This window comes from Achromobacter sp., from assembly GCF_050285565.1.
Classification (GTDB): Bacteria; Pseudomonadota; Gammaproteobacteria; order Burkholderiales; family Burkholderiaceae_B; genus Achromobacter.
On the sequence record NZ_JBLZXG010000012.1, the window covers coordinates 47,074 to 63,146 of the forward strand.

Sequence of the window (16,073 nt, forward strand, 5' to 3'; positions counted from 1 at the left end):
CATGTGGCCGGCGCGTGGCCGCCGCGGCTTTTCAATCGATGATGTGGTAGCCGCCGTCGATGTACAGCGTCTGCCCGGTCATGCGGCGGGCGGCGTCGGTGGCGAGCCAGGCGGTGGCTTCGCCGACATCGTCGATCGACACCAGGCTGCGCGCCGGCGCCTTGGCCTGGGCGCGGTCGAGCAGCGCATCGAACTCGGCGATGCCCGAGGCGGCGCGGGTCTTGAGTGGTCCGGGGGAAATGGCGTGCACGCGGATGCCCCGCGGGCCGAGTTCGGCCGCCAGGTAGCGGGTGGCCGATTCCAGCGCGGCCTTCACCGGGCCCATCATGTTGTAGTGCTCCACCACCATCTGCGAACCGTAGTAGCTCATGCAGAACAGGGTGCCGCCCGCCGGCATCAGGGGCTCGGCCAGCTTGGCCATGCGGATGAACGACCAGCACGACACATCCATGGCCGTGAGAAAGCCGCTGCGCGAGCAGTCGGTGACGCGGCCGTGCAGGTCTTCGCGCGGGGCGTAGGCGATGGAATGCAGCACGAAGTCCAGCCCGCCCCATTGCGCGGTGATGCGCTCGAACACGGCCTCGAGTTCGCCTTCGCGCAACAGATCCAGCGGCAGCAGCAGCGGCGCCTGGACCTGCCGCGCCAGCGGCTCGACGTGCGGGCGCGCCTTGTCGTTCAGGTAGGTCACGGCCAGTTCCGCGCCCATCGCGCGGAACGCCTTGGCGCAGCCCCAGGCGATGGAGTCGGCGTTGGCGATGCCGGTGACCAGGCCGCGCTTGCCGGCAAGAGGCAGGGCGGCGCTCATCGTTGTTTCACCAGGGCCAGCGTGTGCTGGGCGATGATCAGCTCTTCGTTGGTGCGCACCACGTACACGCCGATGCGGCTGTCGTCGCTGGAAATGCGCGGTCCGTGATGCGCGTTGCGCGCCGGGTCGAGCTTGATGCCGAGCCAGCCCCAGTGCTCGCTGATGGCCTGGCGGATCTCGGCCGAGTTCTCGCCGACGCCGGCGGTGAAGACGATGCCGTCGATGCCATTCATGGCGCAGCCCAGCCCGATCATGCCCTCGGCCACGCGCCAGGCGAAGTACTTCAGCGCCAGCTTGGCCGACGGCGCATCGCTGGCCAGCAGCTCGCGCATGTCGTTGCTGATGCCCGACAGGCCCTTCATGCCGCAGTCGTGGTACAGCATGTGTTCGATGTCGTCGTGCGACATGCCCTGTTCCATCATCCACAGCACCACGCCGGCATCCAGGCGGCCCGGCCGCGTGCCCATGGGCAGGCCCTCCAGCGCGGTGAAACCCATGGTGCTGTCGACGCTCTTGCCCTGGTGCATGGCGCAGGCCGAGACGCCCGAGCCCAGGTGCGCGGCGATGATCCTGCCCATGGCGATCTCGGGCAGGGCCTGGCGCAGCCGCTGCGCGATGTACTCGTACGACAGACCATGGAAACCATAGCGCCGCACGCCCTGCTGGTACAGGCTTTCCGGCAGGGCGTAGCGGTCGGCCACGTCGGAATGACTGCGGTGGAAGGCGGTGTCGAAGCACGCCACCTGCGGAATCCAGGGGCGCCGCTCGCGGATCACGCGGATCGGCGCCAGGTTGTTGGGCTGGTGCAGCGGCGCCAGCGGCGTGAAGGTATCCAGCCTGGCGAGGATGGCGTCATCGATCAGCACCGGCTCGGACAGGTCGGGACCGCCGTGCACCACGCGGTGGCCCACGGCCAGCGGCGCGCCGCCCAGATGGCCGCTGAGCCAGGTGCCGACCACTTCCTGGCCGTTGGGCACGTCGGGCGCATGGCTGGGCGCGATGTCACGCTCCACCAGCGTCTGGCCGGCGGCATCGCGCACCCGCAGGCGCGGATGGCTGGTGCCGATGCCTTCGAGCTGGCCGCCCAGGCGCGGCGCCAACCCCTGCTTGTCGTCGATGTCGTACAGGTAGAACTTGATGCTGGAACTGCCGGCGTTGATGACGAGAATGGTGTCGGACATGGAGTCGATCGCTTCTTGATACAACGGACAAGGCGGGGCCGCGGCCCCGCCGCTTCAGGCCAGTGGGCGCGCCTGCTGCGTCGCCAGATGGTGCGCGTAGATCGCCGCCACCGCGCACGACGCCAGTCGCGAACGGGGGCTGTCGGCGCGGCTGGTCAGGATGATCGGCACGCGCGCGCCCAGCACGATGCCGGCGGCCTCGGCATTGGCCAGGAAGGTCAGGTTCTTGGCCAGCATGTTGCCGGCTTCCAGGTCGGGCACCACCAGCACCTGCGCCACGCCCGCCACCAGCGAACGGATGCCCTTGATGCGGGCGGCCTCGGGGCTGATGGCGTTGTCCAGCGCCAGCGGGCCATCGAGCACGCCGCCGACGATCTGGCCGCGATCGGCCATCTTGCACAAGGCGGCGGCCTCGATGGTGCTGGGGATCCTGGGCGTGACCTGTTCCACCGCCGACAGGATCGCCACGCGCGGCTCGCCCAGGCCCAGGCCGTGGTGCAGGTCGATCACGTTGCGGATGATGTCGGCCTTGGTTTCGAGGTCCGGGAAGATGTTGATGGCCGCGTCGGTGATGAACAGCGGCTCGGGGTAGGTCGGCACTTCCATGATGAAGACATGGCTGATGCGCCGGCCGCTGCGCAGGCCGGTGGTGCGGGCCACTACCTCGTGCATCAGCTCGTCGGTGTGCAGGCTGCCTTTCATCAGCAGCGCGGCCTGGCCGCCGCGCACCAGGGCGACGGCGGTCTCGGCCGCGGCGTGGCTGTGCGGCGCGTCGACGATGCGGGCGTCACCCAGATTCAGCTTGTATTGCGCGGCCGTGTCGCGGATCTTCTGTTCCGGGCCCACCAGGATCGGGCGCAGCAGGCCCAGGTCGCGCGCTTCCAGCGCGGCCGATAGTGACGGCTCGTCGCAGGGATGGGCGATGGCGCAGAACGCGGGCGCCAGGGTCTGCGCGCGCGCGATGAGCTTGTCGTAGTGCGTGGAGGTGGGCAGGCTCATTCCGGTTTGGCCTTGGCGGTGGCGGGTTTGCGGACGCGCGCGGGCGCGGCTTCGTTGTTGCGGGCGGCGGCCTTGACGGCGGCCTGCGGCGTGGACTTGGCGGCGGCCGAGACCTTGGCGCCGCGTCGCGCCGGGGCCGCTTTGCGGGCGGCAGGCCGCGGTGGCGCCGAAGGCTCCAGGCTGGGGCTGGCGGCACGCGCCGCCCGGCGCGCGGCGGACGCCGGTTTCTGCGCTTGCGCGCGGCGCGCGGCGGTTTCGAAGATCTGCTCCATTTCGGCCAGGCTGGCGCGCGCGGCCGGGCTCAGCGGCTCGGCGGCTTCCAGCACGTGCTTCATGCTCTCGAGCGCCTCGCGGATGGCGGCCGGCGACGAGCCTTCCAGCAGCGTCGGCATGGTCTGCAGCACCGCGGCCGAATCGAGCCGCATCATCATGGCCTGATCGCGGGTGATGTCCTTGAATTCCTGCAGCGTCATGGCGTTGCCGGCCTCGGCGCGCATCTTGCGGATCAGCGCGAAGCTGCGCTCGTCCAGGCCGCCCTCGGCGCCGGCCACGTACAGCAGCATGCGGATCGCGGCCACGCGCAGGCCGCCTTCCTGCAGCAGCGAACGCAGCTCGGCGGCGCGCTCCTGCATGAAGCGGCGGTGTTCCGGCGACACGCCAGGGTGGCGGCGCGGCTGGCCGTCCTTGCCGCCCAGGCCGGCCAGGTCCTGCACCAGCGGCGAGCCGTAGACGCTCATGAAGGTGCGCTCGTCGGCCGAGTCGCGCAGTTCCTGGTAGATGTTCAGGCTGGTTTCGATCAGCGAGGAGAACATTTCCTGGGCCAGCAGGAACGGGTTGTCCGGCGACACCGGCTGGCGGTGTTCGCGCACCTGTTCGGCCACCTGCGCGATCGGCGCGATCAGCGGGTTGCGGTCGGACACCAGTTCGTAGGGCAGGCGCAGCGGGTGCAGGCGCTGGCTCCATTCGGCCGATTGCGGCGTCACCAGGGCGCGCACCCAGGGCTGCAGGAAACTGCGGTACAGGCCCAGGTTGATGTCGGAGATGCGGGCCACGGCGGCAAAGCGGCGGTCGTCGTCTTCCTTGCGCTCGACGATGGCGCGCACGTCTTGCATGGTGCGCTGCGCGAACGACAGCACGTAGTTGCCGTAGGCCAGGTCGGCGTTGGGCGTATCCGGCGTCTTGTCGGTGATCTCGGCCTGGTAGATGCCCGGCGGCAGCACATCGATCATGTCGATGTTGGAGGTGAATTCCTGGTGTTCCTTGCGCGCCACGCTGCCGGACACGAAGATGCCCAGGTGGCCGATGCTCTCGTGCACGGCGTAGACGATGGTCTGGTCGTGCGCCAGCACCTCGGTGTCGTCCTGGTACAGGTCGGGAATCCAGCCCAGCGCCTGCGGCGGCGGGGTGATGTTGTCGCCCTTGGAGCAGAACACCACGATCGGCGAGCGGATGTTGCGCAGGTCGATGCGGATGCCGTCGGACGTCACCAGCCCGGCGGTCGACAGGCGGTTGCCGACGAACAGGTTGTCGACGATGTACTGGATTTCCGGCCCGTTCAGGAAGACATGGCCGCCCCACCATTTCTCGAAGCTCAGGTAGCGGCCGGCTTCGGTGTCGACCTTGGCGTACAGGTTGTACTGCTTGGACCAGAGCGTGTTGGCGGGATTGAGGTTCTCGAAGTTCTGCACCAGCCAGGCGCCGTCGAACTTGCCGTCTCCCAGGTCGCTGGTCAGCGCGGTGAGCCAGCTGCCGCCGAGCAGGCCGCCAGCGTAGCGCATCGGGTTCATGCCGCGCCAGCCGGCCCAGTAGGACAGCGGCGCGCCGGCGATGATGATGGGGCCGAACAGGTCGGGACGCATCGCGGCGGTCATCATGATCTGCCAGCCAGCCTGGCAATTGGCCACCACCACCGGCTTGCCTTCGGCATCGGGGTGGCGCGCGATGATCTGTTCCAGGAAGTGCGCCTCGGCCCGCATCACGTCCTCGACGGTCTGGGTCGGCACGGGCTGCGGCAGGAAGGTGGCGAAATAGCAGGGGTGGCCGGCGCGCACCGCCACGCCGATCTCGCTTTCGGGCTTGAAGCCGCCGATGCCGGGGCCGTGCCCGGCGCGCGGATCGACCACCAGGAAGGGCCGCTTGATCGGGTCGACCGTCACGCCCTCCGGCGGCTTGATGCGCAGCAGGCCGTAGTTGACCGGGCGCGGCAGTTCGCGGCCGTCCAGCACCAGCTCGTACTCCATGCTGAGCACGTTGGGGGCCCGCTTGGCCATGTGGTCGTGATACTGGTTGCCGCGTTGACGCATCACGTCGGCGTACAGCACGCCGCGCTGCCAGGCATCCACGGCATATTCATAGGCGGCCGTCCAGGGGTTGAAGGACGGCGCTGCGATGCGATCGGTGCCGGATCCGGCCATGGCGATCTCCTGTAGGTAGCACCCGGCAGCGGGTTGCTACCGGCCCGGTTCCGCAAGTGGAACCAGCTGACTTGACCTCCCATTACACCTGAATGGATGTTGCATCGCAACATGGGGACGGTTGATGCAGGTCAAATGCCCGGAACTATCCGTCCCTGCTTGATTGCGGCCGCGCCCTGGGGCTGCAGGGCGCGTCGTGGCAGACGGCTTCGATACGGTTGCCGGACGGATCCGACAGGAAGGCGGCGTAGTAATGCGGATGGTAGTGCGGCCGCGGGCCCGGCGCGCCCGCGTCGCGTCCGCCGTGGGCCAGTCCGGCCGCGTGGAACGCGTCCACGGCGGCCCGGCTGGCGGCCTTGAAGCACCAGTGGCGGCGCGCCGGCGCCGTCGGCGCTGCCGCCGGATCGGCCTGCACGCTCAGGTACGTATGGCCGCTGTCACCGGGACCGCAACGTTCGCCGTAGCCCAGCGCGTCGGCATGATCGTAGACCTTGGCCGCGCCCAGGGCGGCCATGACGGCGTCATAGAACGGCCGGGCGGTGTCCAGTCCGGCGACGCTGATGGAGACGTGATCCAGCAACTGCATGGCGGCGCCGGCGCGGCGATCAGGCGCGGGCCGCCGCGTTGTGTTCCCGCCATTGGCGGATCGAGGGCCGCTGCCACTGGGATTCGACATAGTCGCGCAGCGGATCGGGCAGGCCGTCCTGCCACAGGCGCCGCAGCGCCACCGCCAGGTCCAGGTCGGCGATGCTCCAGGCCTCGAACAGGCGGGTCTGGCCGGCGCCGATCAGGGCCCCGGCCACGTGGATCAGCTTGGCCGCGGCCGCATGGCCGGCATCCGACAGCGGCTGGCCGGCATCGCCGTAGAACACCGCTTCGGTGGGGCGTTCCTGGCGCAGGGCGGCCAGGTCGCTGCGCAGCCAGGCCTGCAGTTGGCGCGCGCGCGCGCGCTCGCGCGGCGGGACCGGGTACAGGGCGGTGCTGGCCGGCGCCGGGTACAGGTCTTCCAGGTATTCCGCGATGGCGGTGGATTCGGTCAGGTTGAAGTCGCCGTGGGTCAGGGCCGGCACGCGCGCGGTCAGGGCGCGGCATTGGTACGGCTGCATACGCTGTTCGCCCGCGTCCAGATCGATCAGGCGCACCTCGAAGGGCAGTTGTTTCTCGGCCAGCGCCACATAGGCCGACATGGCGTAGGGGCTGAGGAACTGGGAATCGACGTACAGCGTAAACGGGGCGCCCAAGTGCATCTCCGGTCCGGCGGTTGAAAAAAAGCCTCCCCTCAGGCTGCGCTTTCGGCGTGCCGCCCCCCGAGAGGGGCGACTTCATCGTGAGGCGGCTCGGCGATGAAAAAGGGGTGCGTAGCGCAAAGCGTAACGCAACTGAAATTTCGCGTGTCGCGCCGGCGCGTCAGTCGACGATGAACAGTTTGGCGCCGACGGCGGTGGACGAGCGGTGCGGTTCGGCCTGGTCGGCCACCTGGTAGCTCATGCCGGGCGTCAGCACGAAGGTGCGGCCGTCTTCCAGCTCGGTATGCAGCTCGCCTTCCAGGCACAACAGGATGTGGCCCTTGCTGCACCAGTGATCCGCCAGGTAGCCGGGCGTGTATTCGACCATGCGCACGCGCAGGTCGCCGAACTGGAGGGTGCGCCAGTAGGCCATGCCGGTGTCGCCGGGGTGCTCGGTGGCTTCGATTTCGGCCCAGTCGGTGGTGCCGAAGGGGATGTTGCTCATTTTCATGCTGATATTTTCCCTTGGGGGCGGCGCGCCCCGCGCGCCGCGAAAACCATGCAAGACTCAGGCGGCCAGTTTCTTTTGCCAGAACATGGCGCGGCCAGTGTCCTCGTCCAGCGAATAGCCTTCATAGCCCAGTTTGCGGTACAGGCCCTGCGCCACATCGTTGCCTTCCAGCACTTCCAGCGTGATCTTGCAGCAGCCCAAGCGGCGGGCGCGGTCTTCCAGCGCGGCCAGCAATTGCTTGCCCACGCCCTGGCCCTGGAAGCGCGGCGACACGGCCAGGTCGTGCAGGTTCAGCAGCGGCCGGCAGGCGAAGGTCGAAAAGCCTTCGAGGTAGATGGCCACGCCGGCCGCCGCGCCATCGACCCGGGCCAGCAGCGCGCGCGCCGTCGGCCGTTTTGCCAGTTCCGCGATCAGGTTGCGCCGCGTGTACTCGGGCAAGGGCGTATTGCCGCCCATGGGGCCGCTGGCGTACTCGTTGAGCATGGCCAGCACCTGCTGGCCGTGTTCCGGGTTGTTGAAGTCGACGTCGATGATTTCCAGCACGATCGGTTCCTGTTCGTTGGCGATGGCTCGCCGCGCCCGGCGGCGGGCGATGCAACCGTCCATTATGCTCGAAGCGGCGCGACTGACGAAACGCATTGAAAAATCGCCCTGTAACCCCTATCGTCTTTCCAATCAGGGCCGAATCCGGCGCGAGCCGCCTTTGGCTGCAACCCTTACCATGGGCTGGAAAATGGAGTTCAAGGACTACTACAGCATTCTTGGTGTGGAGCGCGGCGCCACCGAAGACGAAATTCGCCGCTCCTACCGCAAGCTCGCCCGTAAATACCACCCCGACGTCAGCAAGGAAAGCGACGCCGAGGCGCGCATGCGCGACGTCAACGAAGCCTACGACGTGCTGCGCGACAAGGAAAAGCGCGAGGCCTATGACAATCTCGCCGCCGGCGTGTCGCCGGGCGGGGGCTTTCAGCCGCCGCCGGGTTGGGACGAGGGCTTCGAGTTCCATCGCGGCCCGGCCTCGGGCGAAGAAGCCCAGTTCAGCGAGTTCTTTTCGTCGCTGTTCGGCGGCCGCGGCCGCCGCGGTCCGGGCCGCGCACACGAACAGGAGTTCCGCGCCCGCGGCGACGACCATCACGCGGCGATCGAGGTCGACCTCGAAGACGCGCTGCAAGGCGCCACCCGCGACATCAGCCTGCGTTCCATGAAGGTCGACGAGCAGGGCCGTCCGCAGATGCAGACCCGCACACTCAGCGTGCGGATCCCGCCCGGGGTGCGCGAAGGCCAGTTCATCCGCCTGTCCGGGCAGGGCATGCCGGGCTATGGCGGCGGCGAAAACGGCGACCTGTACCTGGAGGTGCGCTTCAAGCCGCACCCCCGTTACCGCGTCGAAGGCCGCGACCTGTACATGACGCTGCCGGTGGCGCCCTGGGAAGCGGCACTTGGCGCCAAGGTCAACGCGCCTACGCCGGGCGGCACGGTCGAGGTCGCGGTGCCGGCCGGCTCCGGCAACGGCCGCAAGCTGCGGCTGCGCGGCCGCGGCATCCCGGGCGACCCGCCCGGCGATCTGTACCTGGTGCTCGAACTGGCGTTGCCGCCGGCCGACAGCGAGGCGGCCAGACAGGCCTACCGCAAGCTGCAGCAAGACCTGCCGTTCAACCCGCGCCGCCACCTGGGGGTCTGACATGAAGAAAATCGTCATCAGCAGCGCCACCGTGGTGGGCAAGTCGCAGCCGCTCAGCGCCGACGATCTGGCCCGCGCCTGCGGCGCCGAGGTGGACTGGGTTGCGCAACTGGTCGAGGTCGGTATCGTCGCGGCCAGCGGCCCGCGCCCGGCCGAGTGGCGTTTCTACAGCATGGATCTGCAACGCGCGTTGCACGCGCGCCGCCTGGAGCGTGATTTCGGCGCCGGCCTGGATGCCGTGGCGCTGATCCTGGACCTGAGCCAGGAGGTGCGCCGCCTGAAGGCGCAGTTGCGCGCGCTGGGCGCCGAGGAATAGGGCGCGGGCCTGTCACGGTGGCCCCGCCTGGGCCCGGTGGTGGGTGATCGGCGAGGCGGCCCATGCCTGACCTGGCTGTGGCCTATTCCACCGGCGTATTCGAGCCGGCCATGACCGAACGCGCCTTCAAGGCGGCGCGCCAGCAGGGCTGATCACGTCAGGCGCGCGCGCAGATCCGCCTGCCATTGCGACGGGCGCCCCAGGAAGCGGGCCGGTTCCAGCAGCTCACAGACGCCGTCCCGTTCCAGCGCCAGCGTCGGAAAGCCCGAACCGCGCACGCGCCCGAGCAGGGCGCGGCTCTCGGCAATGTGGCGTTCGGTGGCCGCGCCTTCGGCGGCGGCGTAGGCGGACTGGAAGGCCGCGCCGTCCAGCCCGATCTGCTCGGCCTGGCGCCGTAGTTCGGCCGGGTCGGCGATACGCCGGCCCTCGATGTAATGGGCGCATTGCAGCCGCTGCAGCAGATCCAGGCCGCGGCGCTCCAACGACTGTGCCGCCAGGATGGCGGTGGTGGGCGGGGCCGAATCGAACACCGCGCCGCTGTCGCGCAGCAGACCGTCGAAATAATCCGGGCCGAACACCTGGCCGGTCAGGCCGGCGATGCGTTCGTCATGCGGCATGACATAGCGGCGCAAGGCCTCGGTGACCGGCTGGCGGTTGCCGCCGGTCATCATGCCGCCGCCGTGCAGCGCAAGGGCCAGGCCGTCGATGCCGCGGGCGGCCTGCACCAGCGGCGCGGCGCCGTAGCACCAGCCGCAGAGCGGGTCGTAGATGTAATGCAGGATGGGGGAAGAGGTCGCCATGGCGCCATGGTAGGGGCGCGTGCGCGCCGGCGATAGCCCGGCGCGGTAGCCACTGTGTTGCGCCGGCCGGGCAGATGCGGCGCGCGGCCGACGGGGGGGTCAGCCCGCGATCTGCACGCCGATCCAGAACAGGCCGGCCGCCAGCAGCATCGAGGCCGGCAGGGTCAGGATCCAGGCCAGCAGGATGTTGCGCACGGTGCCGCCCTGCAGGCCGCTCTTGTTGGCGACCATGGTGCCGGCCACGCCGGAGGACAGCACGTGGGTGGTGGACACCGGCAGGCTGAATACGTTGGCCAGGCCGATGGCGCCGACCGCCGTCAATTGCGCCGACATGCCCTGGGCGTAGGTCATGCCCTGCTTGCCGATTTTCTCGCCCACCGTCAGCACCACGCGGCGCCAGCCGACCATGGTGCCGGCGCCCAGCGCCAGCGCCACCGCCACGATCACCCAGAAGGGCGCGTATTCGGTAGTGGCGGTCAGGTCGGCGCGCAGGCGCTGCAGGTCGGTGCGCTCGCGCGCCGGCAGGCCCTCGATGCGCGCCACCTTCTTGGCCGTGTCGTCCAGGCACAGCAGGTAGCGGCGCACGTCGATGCGCTTGGCCGCGGGCAGGTCGGCGTAGTTGCTGACGCCGCGCAGGTCGGCCTGCAGCGCGTCGATGGTGGGCAGGGTCAGTTGCGGATCGCAGCGGAAGTTGCGCGGCAGGTCCGAGGCCGAGCCGGCGCGCTTGAGCGCCAGGAAGTCGCCCAGCATGGCTTGGTTGCGCTGGTAGAACGCGCTCAGGTGGGCTGCGGCGTCACGCGTGCGTTCGATCTGGTAGGTGGTGCTGTTGGTGTCCAGCACGAAGTTGGCCGGCACGATGCCGATCAGCACCAGCATGATCAGGCCGATGCCCTTCTGGCCGTCGTTCGAGCCGTGCACGAAGCTCACGCCCATGGCCGACAGCACCAGCACCAGGCGGTTCCAGAACGGCGGATGCTTTTTATTGTCGATGGCGCGGCGCTGCTCAGGCGTCTTGTGCATCTTGGACAGCGGCAGCCAGCGCTTGAGCGCCAGCAGCAGGCCGCCGGCCACCAGGAAACCGGCCACCGGCGACACCACCAGCGAGGCGCCGATGTCGATCGCCTTGCCCCAGTTCACGCCGTCGGCCAGCGGCAGGTCGGTGATCAGCGCGTTGGCCAGGCCTACGCCCAGAATCGAGCCGATCAGGGTGTGCGAGCTGGAGGCCGGGATGCCGAAATACCACGTGCCCAGGTTCCAGGCGATGGCCGCGGCCAGCATGGCGAACACCATGGCCAGCCCGCGTCCGGTATCGACGTTGATCAGCAGTTCGACCGGCAGCAGGTGGACGATGGCATAGGCCACGCCCACGCCGCCCAGCAGCACGCCGAGGAAGTTGAAGATGCCCGACAGCACCACCGCCAGGTGCGGTGGCATGGCCTTGGTGTAGATGACCGTGGCGACGGCATTGGCCGTGTCGTGGAAACCGTTGATGAATTCGAAGGCCAGGACGAATGTCAGGGCCAGGACGAGGCTGAGGCCGACCCAGAGATCTAGGCCGTGGAAGAGGGTGGACATTGGGGGGCGGGGAGAGGTTCCGGCGAGCCCAGATTATTACAGATTTGTGACCTGTCCCCGGTTGCGTGCGGCAAATTTCTCGGCCCGGTCGCGCCCCGTCCCGCGCGGCCGTACCGCCGCGCCGCTAGAACTTCTGGTACTGGAACTCGATTTCCAGTGGCTTGCCCAGGTTGGCCGAGGTATCGGCCTGGATCAGCATGACCGCCAGCAGTCCCAGGTAGAGCAGGCACAGCCACAGGGTTTTTTTCATCACGCGGCGTCCTTGGCGGGGTTCGGCGGGTGGGGTGGGCGGCTTCATGGGCGGAAGACCTCGGCGATGCGCTGGTTGACCCGCAGCCAGCCCAGCTCGCCCAGGTGCTGCACGTCGCGCAGGGTGCCGATTTCGTAGGGCGCGTCGTACATGTTCATGCAGGCCATGGCGTAGCGCGCGCACAGCGCGTCCACCTGGCGTTGGATCGGGGTGAAGCGGTCCAGATCCTTGAATACCAGCGGGTGCAGCGGCTGCATCACGAACAGCGCGTTGACGCCGTGGTGGTGCAGCAGCCGCATCAGCGTCTCCAGTTCGCGCAATTCGTCCTTGCCGGTCAGCGGTTGCGGCAGGAAAGCGGTCTTGCCGCCGGCCGGCACCGCCTGCAGGTACTTGTCGAAGAACTCGTTGCGCACGGCATAGCGGTTGCGCGTCATCTGCGCCTGCTCGGCCTCCTGCGCCTCGCGCGCCAGACCTTCCCAGTCGACCACCCGCGCCGCGGCCGCCGGGCCCACGGCTTGGGCCTCGGGCGCGGGCGCGGCATGGGCCGGGGTCCACAAGTCGACCAGCCGCTGGCGAAAGACATAAGCCTGTTCGGCCGCCATCGACCACGCCACCCGGGCGTCGCCCTTGTCGCGCAGCCAGCGCGTCAACTGCTCGCGGCCTTCGGGCTGGCGCACCAGGCGCGGCAGCAGGGGATTGGCGTGTTCGCGGAATTCGTCCGGCCCCAGGCCGCCGTCGCCATCGAACCAGCCGGGCGAGACCATGACCACCACGCGCGAGGCCGGCGACAGGTCTTCGGCCAGCGCCGCCAGCACCAATTGCATGCCGAGCGACTGGAAACCCGAATGGCCATAGGCCATGACCGGCATGCGCAACTCGTCGGCCAGGAAGCGGTAGGGCACGAAGCGCAGATCGGTGCTGGTCAGTTCCGACGAACCCAGCACCACCAGCCGGTCGCCGGTGCGCAGCGCCTGGCTCAGGCGCGACAGGTTGCGGGTCTGATCCTGCAGGGTGTTGCCAAGGTTATGGATATAGACGCCGTTGGCGGCATCCGGCACCGGGCCGGTGCGCAGGGCCAGCGCATGCCAGGCGCCCCAGCCCGCGGCCAGCGCGACCGCCAAGGCCAGCGCCGCCGCCAGCGCATGCTGCCCGAGGGTGCGTGTGAACATGAGAAACCAGTAAGGCGCGGCGCGCGGGTCGGGGTGGAAGAGAACAATGTGAGCGGATGTTATCCAGCCGCCATGACCGAGACAAGCGCGCAAACCCGGGGTTTCCCCTTTTTGCCACAGGGCGCCGGCCCGGCGGCCGCCACGCCGGCGGGGGAGAATGCGCTAGCATCCCCTGTCCGACCTCTTTACTTCCGCCTGCCATGACCTCTCCCGCCCGCATCGCCCGCCGCCACCCCGACGAACTGATCATCGGCCTGGTGTCGATCTCCGACCGCGCCTCGGCCGGCGCCTACCAGGATCAGGGCCTGCCCGCCCTGCGCGAATGGCTGGGCGGGGCGCTGGCCTCGCCGTGGCAGGCAGTGGACCGGTTGATTCCCGACGAGGCGGCGCGCATTTCCGAGACCCTCATCGAACTGGTCGACACCTGCGGCTGCGATCTGGTCCTGACCACCGGCGGCACCGGCCCGGCGCGGCGCGACGTCACGCCCGAGGCCACGCTGGCGGTGGGCACCAAGGAAATGCCCGGCTTTGGCGAGCAGATGCGCCAGATCAGCCTGCGCTTCGTGCCCACGGCGATCCTGTCGCGGCAGGTCGCCGTCATCCGCGAGCGGCCGGCGCACGCCGCGCTGATCGTCAACCTGCCGGGCCAGCCCAAGGCGATCCGCGAAACCCTCGAAGGCCTGCGCGCCGACGATGGTTCGGTGCTGGTGCCGGGCATTTTCGCCGCCATTCCCTATTGCATCGACCTGATCGGCGGGCCCTATGCCGAGACCCGCCCCGAGGTCATTGCCGCGTTCCGCCCCAAGTCGGCGCGCCGGCCGCAACCGTCGCCGGACGCTGCGGTATAGTTGGCCGCCTCTTTCCATTCATCGCCAGAGAGTCCTGATATGAAGGCCCGTACCGCCTTGTCCCTTACCGCCGCCGTGCTTGCCGTGTCGGCCTGCGCCAACGTCAAAGACGTCCGCGACCGCGATCCGGTGTTCTACGGCTCGACCCACCGTACGGCCGAGGACTACACCAATTGCGTGGCCGACGCCTGGAAAAGCCTGAACGTGAATTTCGAGCGCAAGCCGGTGCGCAACGGCTTCGAGCTGATCCAGTCGGACAGCCTGGGCGTCGAGGCGGTGCTGACCACCACCACCTGGAAGGGCAAGACCGAGGCCCGCCTGTCGACCCGTATCGCGCGGCGCGACCAGAGCCTGATCGAACCGGCCAACCTGTGCCTGCAACAATGATGCCGCAGCGCCGCGACATGCTGCGGCTGGGCCTGGCCGCGGCGGCCGTGTGTCTGGCCCTGCCGGCCCGCGCCAGGCAGGCGCCCGCCGCGCCGGCCGGCGGCTTCATCAGCCGCAAGCTGAACGCGCCGGTGCCGGGCGGCGTCGCCGTGCTGGCGCTGGGCGATGCCGCGGCGGCGCCCGAGGTCACTTACCGCGACCGTCGGGTGCTGGTGGTGCGCGAGGACGGCAAGCAATGGATCGCCGTGGTCGGCATCCCGCTGGCGGTCAAGCCCGGTCCGCAGGAAGTCTTCGTGCGCGACGCTGCCGGTACGCGCCCGTTGCCGTTCACCGTGCGCGCCAAGGAATACGTGGCGCAGCACATCACGCTGAAGAACCCGCGCCAGGTCAATCCCGATCCCGACGACATGCGGCGCATCGAGCGCGAAATGGCCGAGCAGAGCGCCGCCAACCGGGCCTATCGCGCCGGCGTCACGCCCAGCAACCTGTTGTTGGATCGCCCCGTCAGCGGCGGCCGCCTGTCCAGCCCGTTCGGGTTGCGCCGCTTTTTCAACGGCGAAGAGCGCAATCCGCACTCGGGCCTGGATTTCGCCGTGCCGGCCGGCACGCCGATCAAGGCGCCGGCCGCGGGCGTGGTGTCGCTGGTGGGGGACTATTTCTTCAACGGCAAGACCGTTTTCCTGGATCATGGCCAGGGCTTCGTGAGCATGTTCTGCCACATGTCGGCGATCGATGTGAAGGTGGGCGACAGCGTTGCCCGGGGCGGGGTGGTCGGCAAGGTCGGGGCCACCGGCCGGGCCACCGGTCCGCACCTGCACTGGAACGTCAGCCTGAACGACGCGCGTGTCGATCCCGCCATCTTCATCGGCGCGTTCAAGCCCTGACGGCGCGGCCGAGCCCGGCGAGGCAGGCGCCGCCTCAGGCGGTGGCGGCCTGGGGCCGCGCCGCGGCGGCGTCCTGCGCTTGCTGCATGGCGATGCGATGCAGGATGTACTGGTGCATGCGCTCGGCGTAGCGCATCTGTTCCAACATGTCGTGCAACTGGATTTCCTGCTCGTCCAGGCAGTTGTCGTACTTGGTTTTGGCTTCGGCGTAGGTCAGGCCGGTATTGCGCAGGCTGTTGATGAACGCCTCGCGCGATTGATGCAGCAGGCGCAAGCCTTCTTCTCCCTTGGCGAAGCGTCTTCGCGTCAGGGAAAGCTGGTCGGCGGCGTCTTTCAGTTCCTGTGTCAGATCCATCTTGCTGCGTCATGCGTTGCCGCCGGGCCGGGCGCCGGGCGCAGCGCCATTCTTTCATGAACCGGGGTCTTGCGCATTACTACGGCAGCGCGCGGGCGGGTTTAAGGCCGCGTGGCGCGCGAGCGGGGCGGAGGGCCGGCGGGCGCCGGCCCCGCGCTTCAGCGGCGGTGGTGGTGCTGGGGACGGCTGGGGGCGGGGCCGCGCTCGTCCTTGTGGCGGAAGTTGATGCGGCCCTTGGTCAGGTCGTACGGTGACATTTCCAGCGTGACGCGGTCACCGGCCAGGATGCGGATGCGGTGCTTGCGGATGCGGCCGGAGGCGTAGGCGCCCACTTCGATGCCGTTGTCCAGGGTGACGCGGTAGCGGCTATCGGGCAGCACTTCGTCAACGATGCCGTCCAGTTCGATGAGTTCTTCTTTAGCCATTTTCTACTCCTTGATCAATACGCGCCGCCATGCCGTCGGCATGGCGCGCCACCCGGGGATGGCGTGCGCGTCGGACTCTGTTAGCCAGGTCCAGCGGTTGAACGTAAAACGTCCGGGCAAGCGCGGGTAGGGGCCACGGCATCCCGATTGGATGTCTGAAATGACGGATACTCGCGCCGCGAGGGCTGTGTGCGCGTGATGCGCAGCTTGGTCGCGGCTTGGCGCTTGTGGCGCGTCGCCGGAAGAA

The 16,073-nt window shown here is 68.9% G+C and carries 19 protein-coding genes; 5 read left to right on the forward strand and 14 right to left on the reverse strand.

Annotated elements, in window-relative coordinates; all coding sequences use genetic code 11:
• Positions 1-31: 31 nt before the first annotated feature.
• From fabI to ACN6O8_RS22880, 8 genes are all read right to left on the reverse strand, one after another.
• Complete coding sequence (fabI, locus tag ACN6O8_RS22845) at positions 32-805, reverse strand: enoyl-ACP reductase FabI (protein WP_427993269.1); 774 nt, start codon at positions 803-805, stop codon at positions 32-34.
• Positions 802-1,986, reverse strand: coding sequence for an acetate/propionate family kinase (locus tag ACN6O8_RS22850; RefSeq protein ID WP_427993270.1), 1,185 nt, complete (start codon positions 1,984-1,986; stop codon positions 802-804). Before ACN6O8_RS22850 ends, fabI begins: the two co-directional genes overlap by 4 nt.
• 54 nt (positions 1,987-2,040) lie before the next feature.
• Positions 2,041-2,985, reverse strand: coding sequence for a phosphate acetyltransferase (locus tag ACN6O8_RS22855; RefSeq protein WP_427993271.1), 945 nt, complete (start codon positions 2,983-2,985; stop codon positions 2,041-2,043).
• Positions 2,982-5,399 carry a DUF3141 domain-containing protein gene (locus tag ACN6O8_RS22860; RefSeq protein ID WP_427993272.1) on the reverse strand — a complete coding sequence of 806 codons (2,418 nt, stop codon included), beginning with the start codon at positions 5,397-5,399 and terminating at the stop codon, positions 2,982-2,984. The genes ACN6O8_RS22855 and ACN6O8_RS22860 overlap by 4 nt, the downstream gene beginning before the upstream one ends.
• 145 nt (positions 5,400-5,544) lie before the next feature.
• On the reverse strand, positions 5,545-5,985 hold the full coding sequence (locus ACN6O8_RS22865) for a VOC family protein (protein WP_427993273.1): 441 nt from the start codon (positions 5,983-5,985) through the stop codon (positions 5,545-5,547).
• Between the two features lie 19 nt (positions 5,986-6,004).
• The gene (yfcF, locus tag ACN6O8_RS22870; RefSeq protein ID WP_427993274.1) at positions 6,005-6,640 is read right to left on the reverse strand and encodes a glutathione transferase; all 636 of its coding nucleotides are present in this window, start codon (positions 6,638-6,640) and stop codon (positions 6,005-6,007) included.
• 166 nt (positions 6,641-6,806) lie between these two features.
• A complete protein-coding gene (locus tag ACN6O8_RS22875; protein WP_427993275.1) occupies positions 6,807-7,136 on the reverse strand; it encodes a DHCW motif cupin fold protein in 330 nt (109 codons plus the stop codon).
• Between the two features lie 57 nt (positions 7,137-7,193).
• On the reverse strand, positions 7,194-7,679 hold the full coding sequence (locus ACN6O8_RS22880) for an N-acetyltransferase family protein (RefSeq protein WP_427993396.1): 486 nt from the start codon (positions 7,677-7,679) through the stop codon (positions 7,194-7,196).
• 190 nt (positions 7,680-7,869) lie between these two features.
• Between ACN6O8_RS22880 and ACN6O8_RS22885 the strand changes: the two genes are divergently transcribed.
• Complete coding sequence (locus ACN6O8_RS22885; protein ID WP_427993397.1) at positions 7,870-8,817, forward strand: DnaJ C-terminal domain-containing protein; 948 nt, start codon at positions 7,870-7,872, stop codon at positions 8,815-8,817.
• A 1-nt stretch (position 8,818) separates the two neighbouring features.
• Positions 8,819-9,133, forward strand: coding sequence for a chaperone modulator CbpM (locus ACN6O8_RS22890; protein ID WP_427993276.1), 315 nt, complete (start codon positions 8,819-8,821; stop codon positions 9,131-9,133).
• Between the two features lie 152 nt (positions 9,134-9,285).
• Here the strand turns inward: ACN6O8_RS22890 and ACN6O8_RS22895 are convergent, their stop codons facing one another.
• The 4 genes from ACN6O8_RS22895 to ACN6O8_RS22910 all read right to left on the reverse strand — a co-directional run bounded on the left by ACN6O8_RS22895 (position 9,286) and on the right by ACN6O8_RS22910 (position 12,927).
• On the reverse strand, positions 9,286-9,933 hold the full coding sequence (locus ACN6O8_RS22895; protein WP_427993277.1) for a DsbA family protein: 648 nt from the start codon (positions 9,931-9,933) through the stop codon (positions 9,286-9,288).
• A gap of 99 nt (positions 9,934-10,032) precedes the next feature.
• Positions 10,033-11,508 (reverse strand): inorganic phosphate transporter, encoded by a 1,476-nt coding sequence (locus ACN6O8_RS22900; protein ID WP_427993278.1) that lies wholly within the window; start codon positions 11,506-11,508, stop codon positions 10,033-10,035.
• A gap of 124 nt (positions 11,509-11,632) precedes the next feature.
• Positions 11,633-11,758 (reverse strand): hypothetical protein, encoded by a 126-nt coding sequence (locus tag ACN6O8_RS22905; RefSeq protein WP_427993279.1) that lies wholly within the window; start codon positions 11,756-11,758, stop codon positions 11,633-11,635.
• 44 nt (positions 11,759-11,802) lie between these two features.
• Positions 11,803-12,927: a D-alanyl-lipoteichoic acid biosynthesis protein DltD gene (locus ACN6O8_RS22910; RefSeq protein WP_427993280.1), complete on the reverse strand. Its 1,125-nt coding sequence runs from the start codon at positions 12,925-12,927 to the stop codon at positions 11,803-11,805.
• Positions 12,928-13,127: 200 nt separating this feature from the next.
• On the opposite strand from ACN6O8_RS22910, the gene mog reads away from it, so the two are divergent.
• The 3 genes from mog to ACN6O8_RS22925 are packed head-to-tail and all read left to right on the forward strand — an operon-like array spanning position 13,128 to position 15,046.
• Positions 13,128-13,775: a molybdopterin adenylyltransferase gene (gene mog, locus ACN6O8_RS22915; RefSeq protein WP_427993281.1), complete on the forward strand. Its 648-nt coding sequence runs from the start codon at positions 13,128-13,130 to the stop codon at positions 13,773-13,775.
• A 39-nt stretch (positions 13,776-13,814) separates the two neighbouring features.
• Positions 13,815-14,162, forward strand: a complete 348-nt coding sequence (locus ACN6O8_RS22920) for a hypothetical protein (protein WP_427993282.1) — start codon at positions 13,815-13,817, stop codon at positions 14,160-14,162.
• A gap of 32 nt (positions 14,163-14,194) precedes the next feature.
• Entirely contained in the window at positions 14,195-15,046 is an 852-nt protein-coding gene (locus ACN6O8_RS22925) for a peptidoglycan DD-metalloendopeptidase family protein (RefSeq protein ID WP_427993398.1), read from the forward strand.
• A 34-nt stretch (positions 15,047-15,080) separates the two neighbouring features.
• On the opposite strand, the gene ACN6O8_RS22930 is transcribed toward ACN6O8_RS22925, so the two are convergent.
• Together ACN6O8_RS22930 and infA are read right to left on the reverse strand one after the other, a co-directional pair.
• Positions 15,081-15,401, reverse strand: a complete 321-nt coding sequence (locus ACN6O8_RS22930; protein ID WP_427993283.1) for a hypothetical protein — start codon at positions 15,399-15,401, stop codon at positions 15,081-15,083.
• Between the two features lie 158 nt (positions 15,402-15,559).
• The gene (infA, locus tag ACN6O8_RS22935; RefSeq protein WP_427993284.1) at positions 15,560-15,826 is read right to left on the reverse strand and encodes a translation initiation factor IF-1; all 267 of its coding nucleotides are present in this window, start codon (positions 15,824-15,826) and stop codon (positions 15,560-15,562) included.
• Positions 15,827-16,073: the final 247 nt, after the last annotated feature.

Bases quoted from the DNA above. Each gene is read 5' to 3' on its own strand.
- infA (WP_427993284.1), bottom strand. From the start codon at position 15,826: ATGGCTAAAGAAGAACTCATCGAACTGGACGGCATCGTTGACGAAGTG.
- ACN6O8_RS22905 (WP_427993279.1), bottom strand. From the start codon at position 11,758: ATGAAAAAAACCCTGTGGCTGTGCCTGCTCTACCTGGGACTGCTGGCG.
- ACN6O8_RS22890 (WP_427993276.1), top strand. From the start codon at position 8,819: ATGAAGAAAATCGTCATCAGCAGCGCCACCGTGGTGGGCAAGTCGCAG.
- ACN6O8_RS22920 (WP_427993282.1), top strand. From the start codon at position 13,815: ATGAAGGCCCGTACCGCCTTGTCCCTTACCGCCGCCGTGCTTGCCGTG.
- ACN6O8_RS22910 (WP_427993280.1), bottom strand. From the start codon at position 12,927: ATGTTCACACGCACCCTCGGGCAGCATGCGCTGGCGGCGGCGCTGGCC.
- mog (WP_427993281.1), top strand. From the start codon at position 13,128: ATGACCTCTCCCGCCCGCATCGCCCGCCGCCACCCCGACGAACTGATC.
- ACN6O8_RS22900 (WP_427993278.1), bottom strand. From the start codon at position 11,508: ATGTCCACCCTCTTCCACGGCCTAGATCTCTGGGTCGGCCTCAGCCTC.
- fabI (WP_427993269.1), bottom strand. From the start codon at position 805: ATGAGCGCCGCCCTGCCTCTTGCCGGCAAGCGCGGCCTGGTCACCGGC.
- ACN6O8_RS22875 (WP_427993275.1), bottom strand. From the start codon at position 7,136: ATGAAAATGAGCAACATCCCCTTCGGCACCACCGACTGGGCCGAAATC.
- ACN6O8_RS22860 (WP_427993272.1), bottom strand. From the start codon at position 5,399: ATGGCCGGATCCGGCACCGATCGCATCGCAGCGCCGTCCTTCAACCCC.
- ACN6O8_RS22885 (WP_427993397.1), top strand. From the start codon at position 7,870: ATGGAGTTCAAGGACTACTACAGCATTCTTGGTGTGGAGCGCGGCGCC.
- ACN6O8_RS22850 (WP_427993270.1), bottom strand. From the start codon at position 1,986: ATGTCCGACACCATTCTCGTCATCAACGCCGGCAGTTCCAGCATCAAG.
- ACN6O8_RS22895 (WP_427993277.1), bottom strand. From the start codon at position 9,933: ATGGCGACCTCTTCCCCCATCCTGCATTACATCTACGACCCGCTCTGC.
- ACN6O8_RS22865 (WP_427993273.1), bottom strand. From the start codon at position 5,985: ATGCAGTTGCTGGATCACGTCTCCATCAGCGTCGCCGGACTGGACACC.
- ACN6O8_RS22930 (WP_427993283.1), bottom strand. From the start codon at position 15,401: ATGGATCTGACACAGGAACTGAAAGACGCCGCCGACCAGCTTTCCCTG.
- ACN6O8_RS22855 (WP_427993271.1), bottom strand. From the start codon at position 2,985: ATGAGCCTGCCCACCTCCACGCACTACGACAAGCTCATCGCGCGCGCG.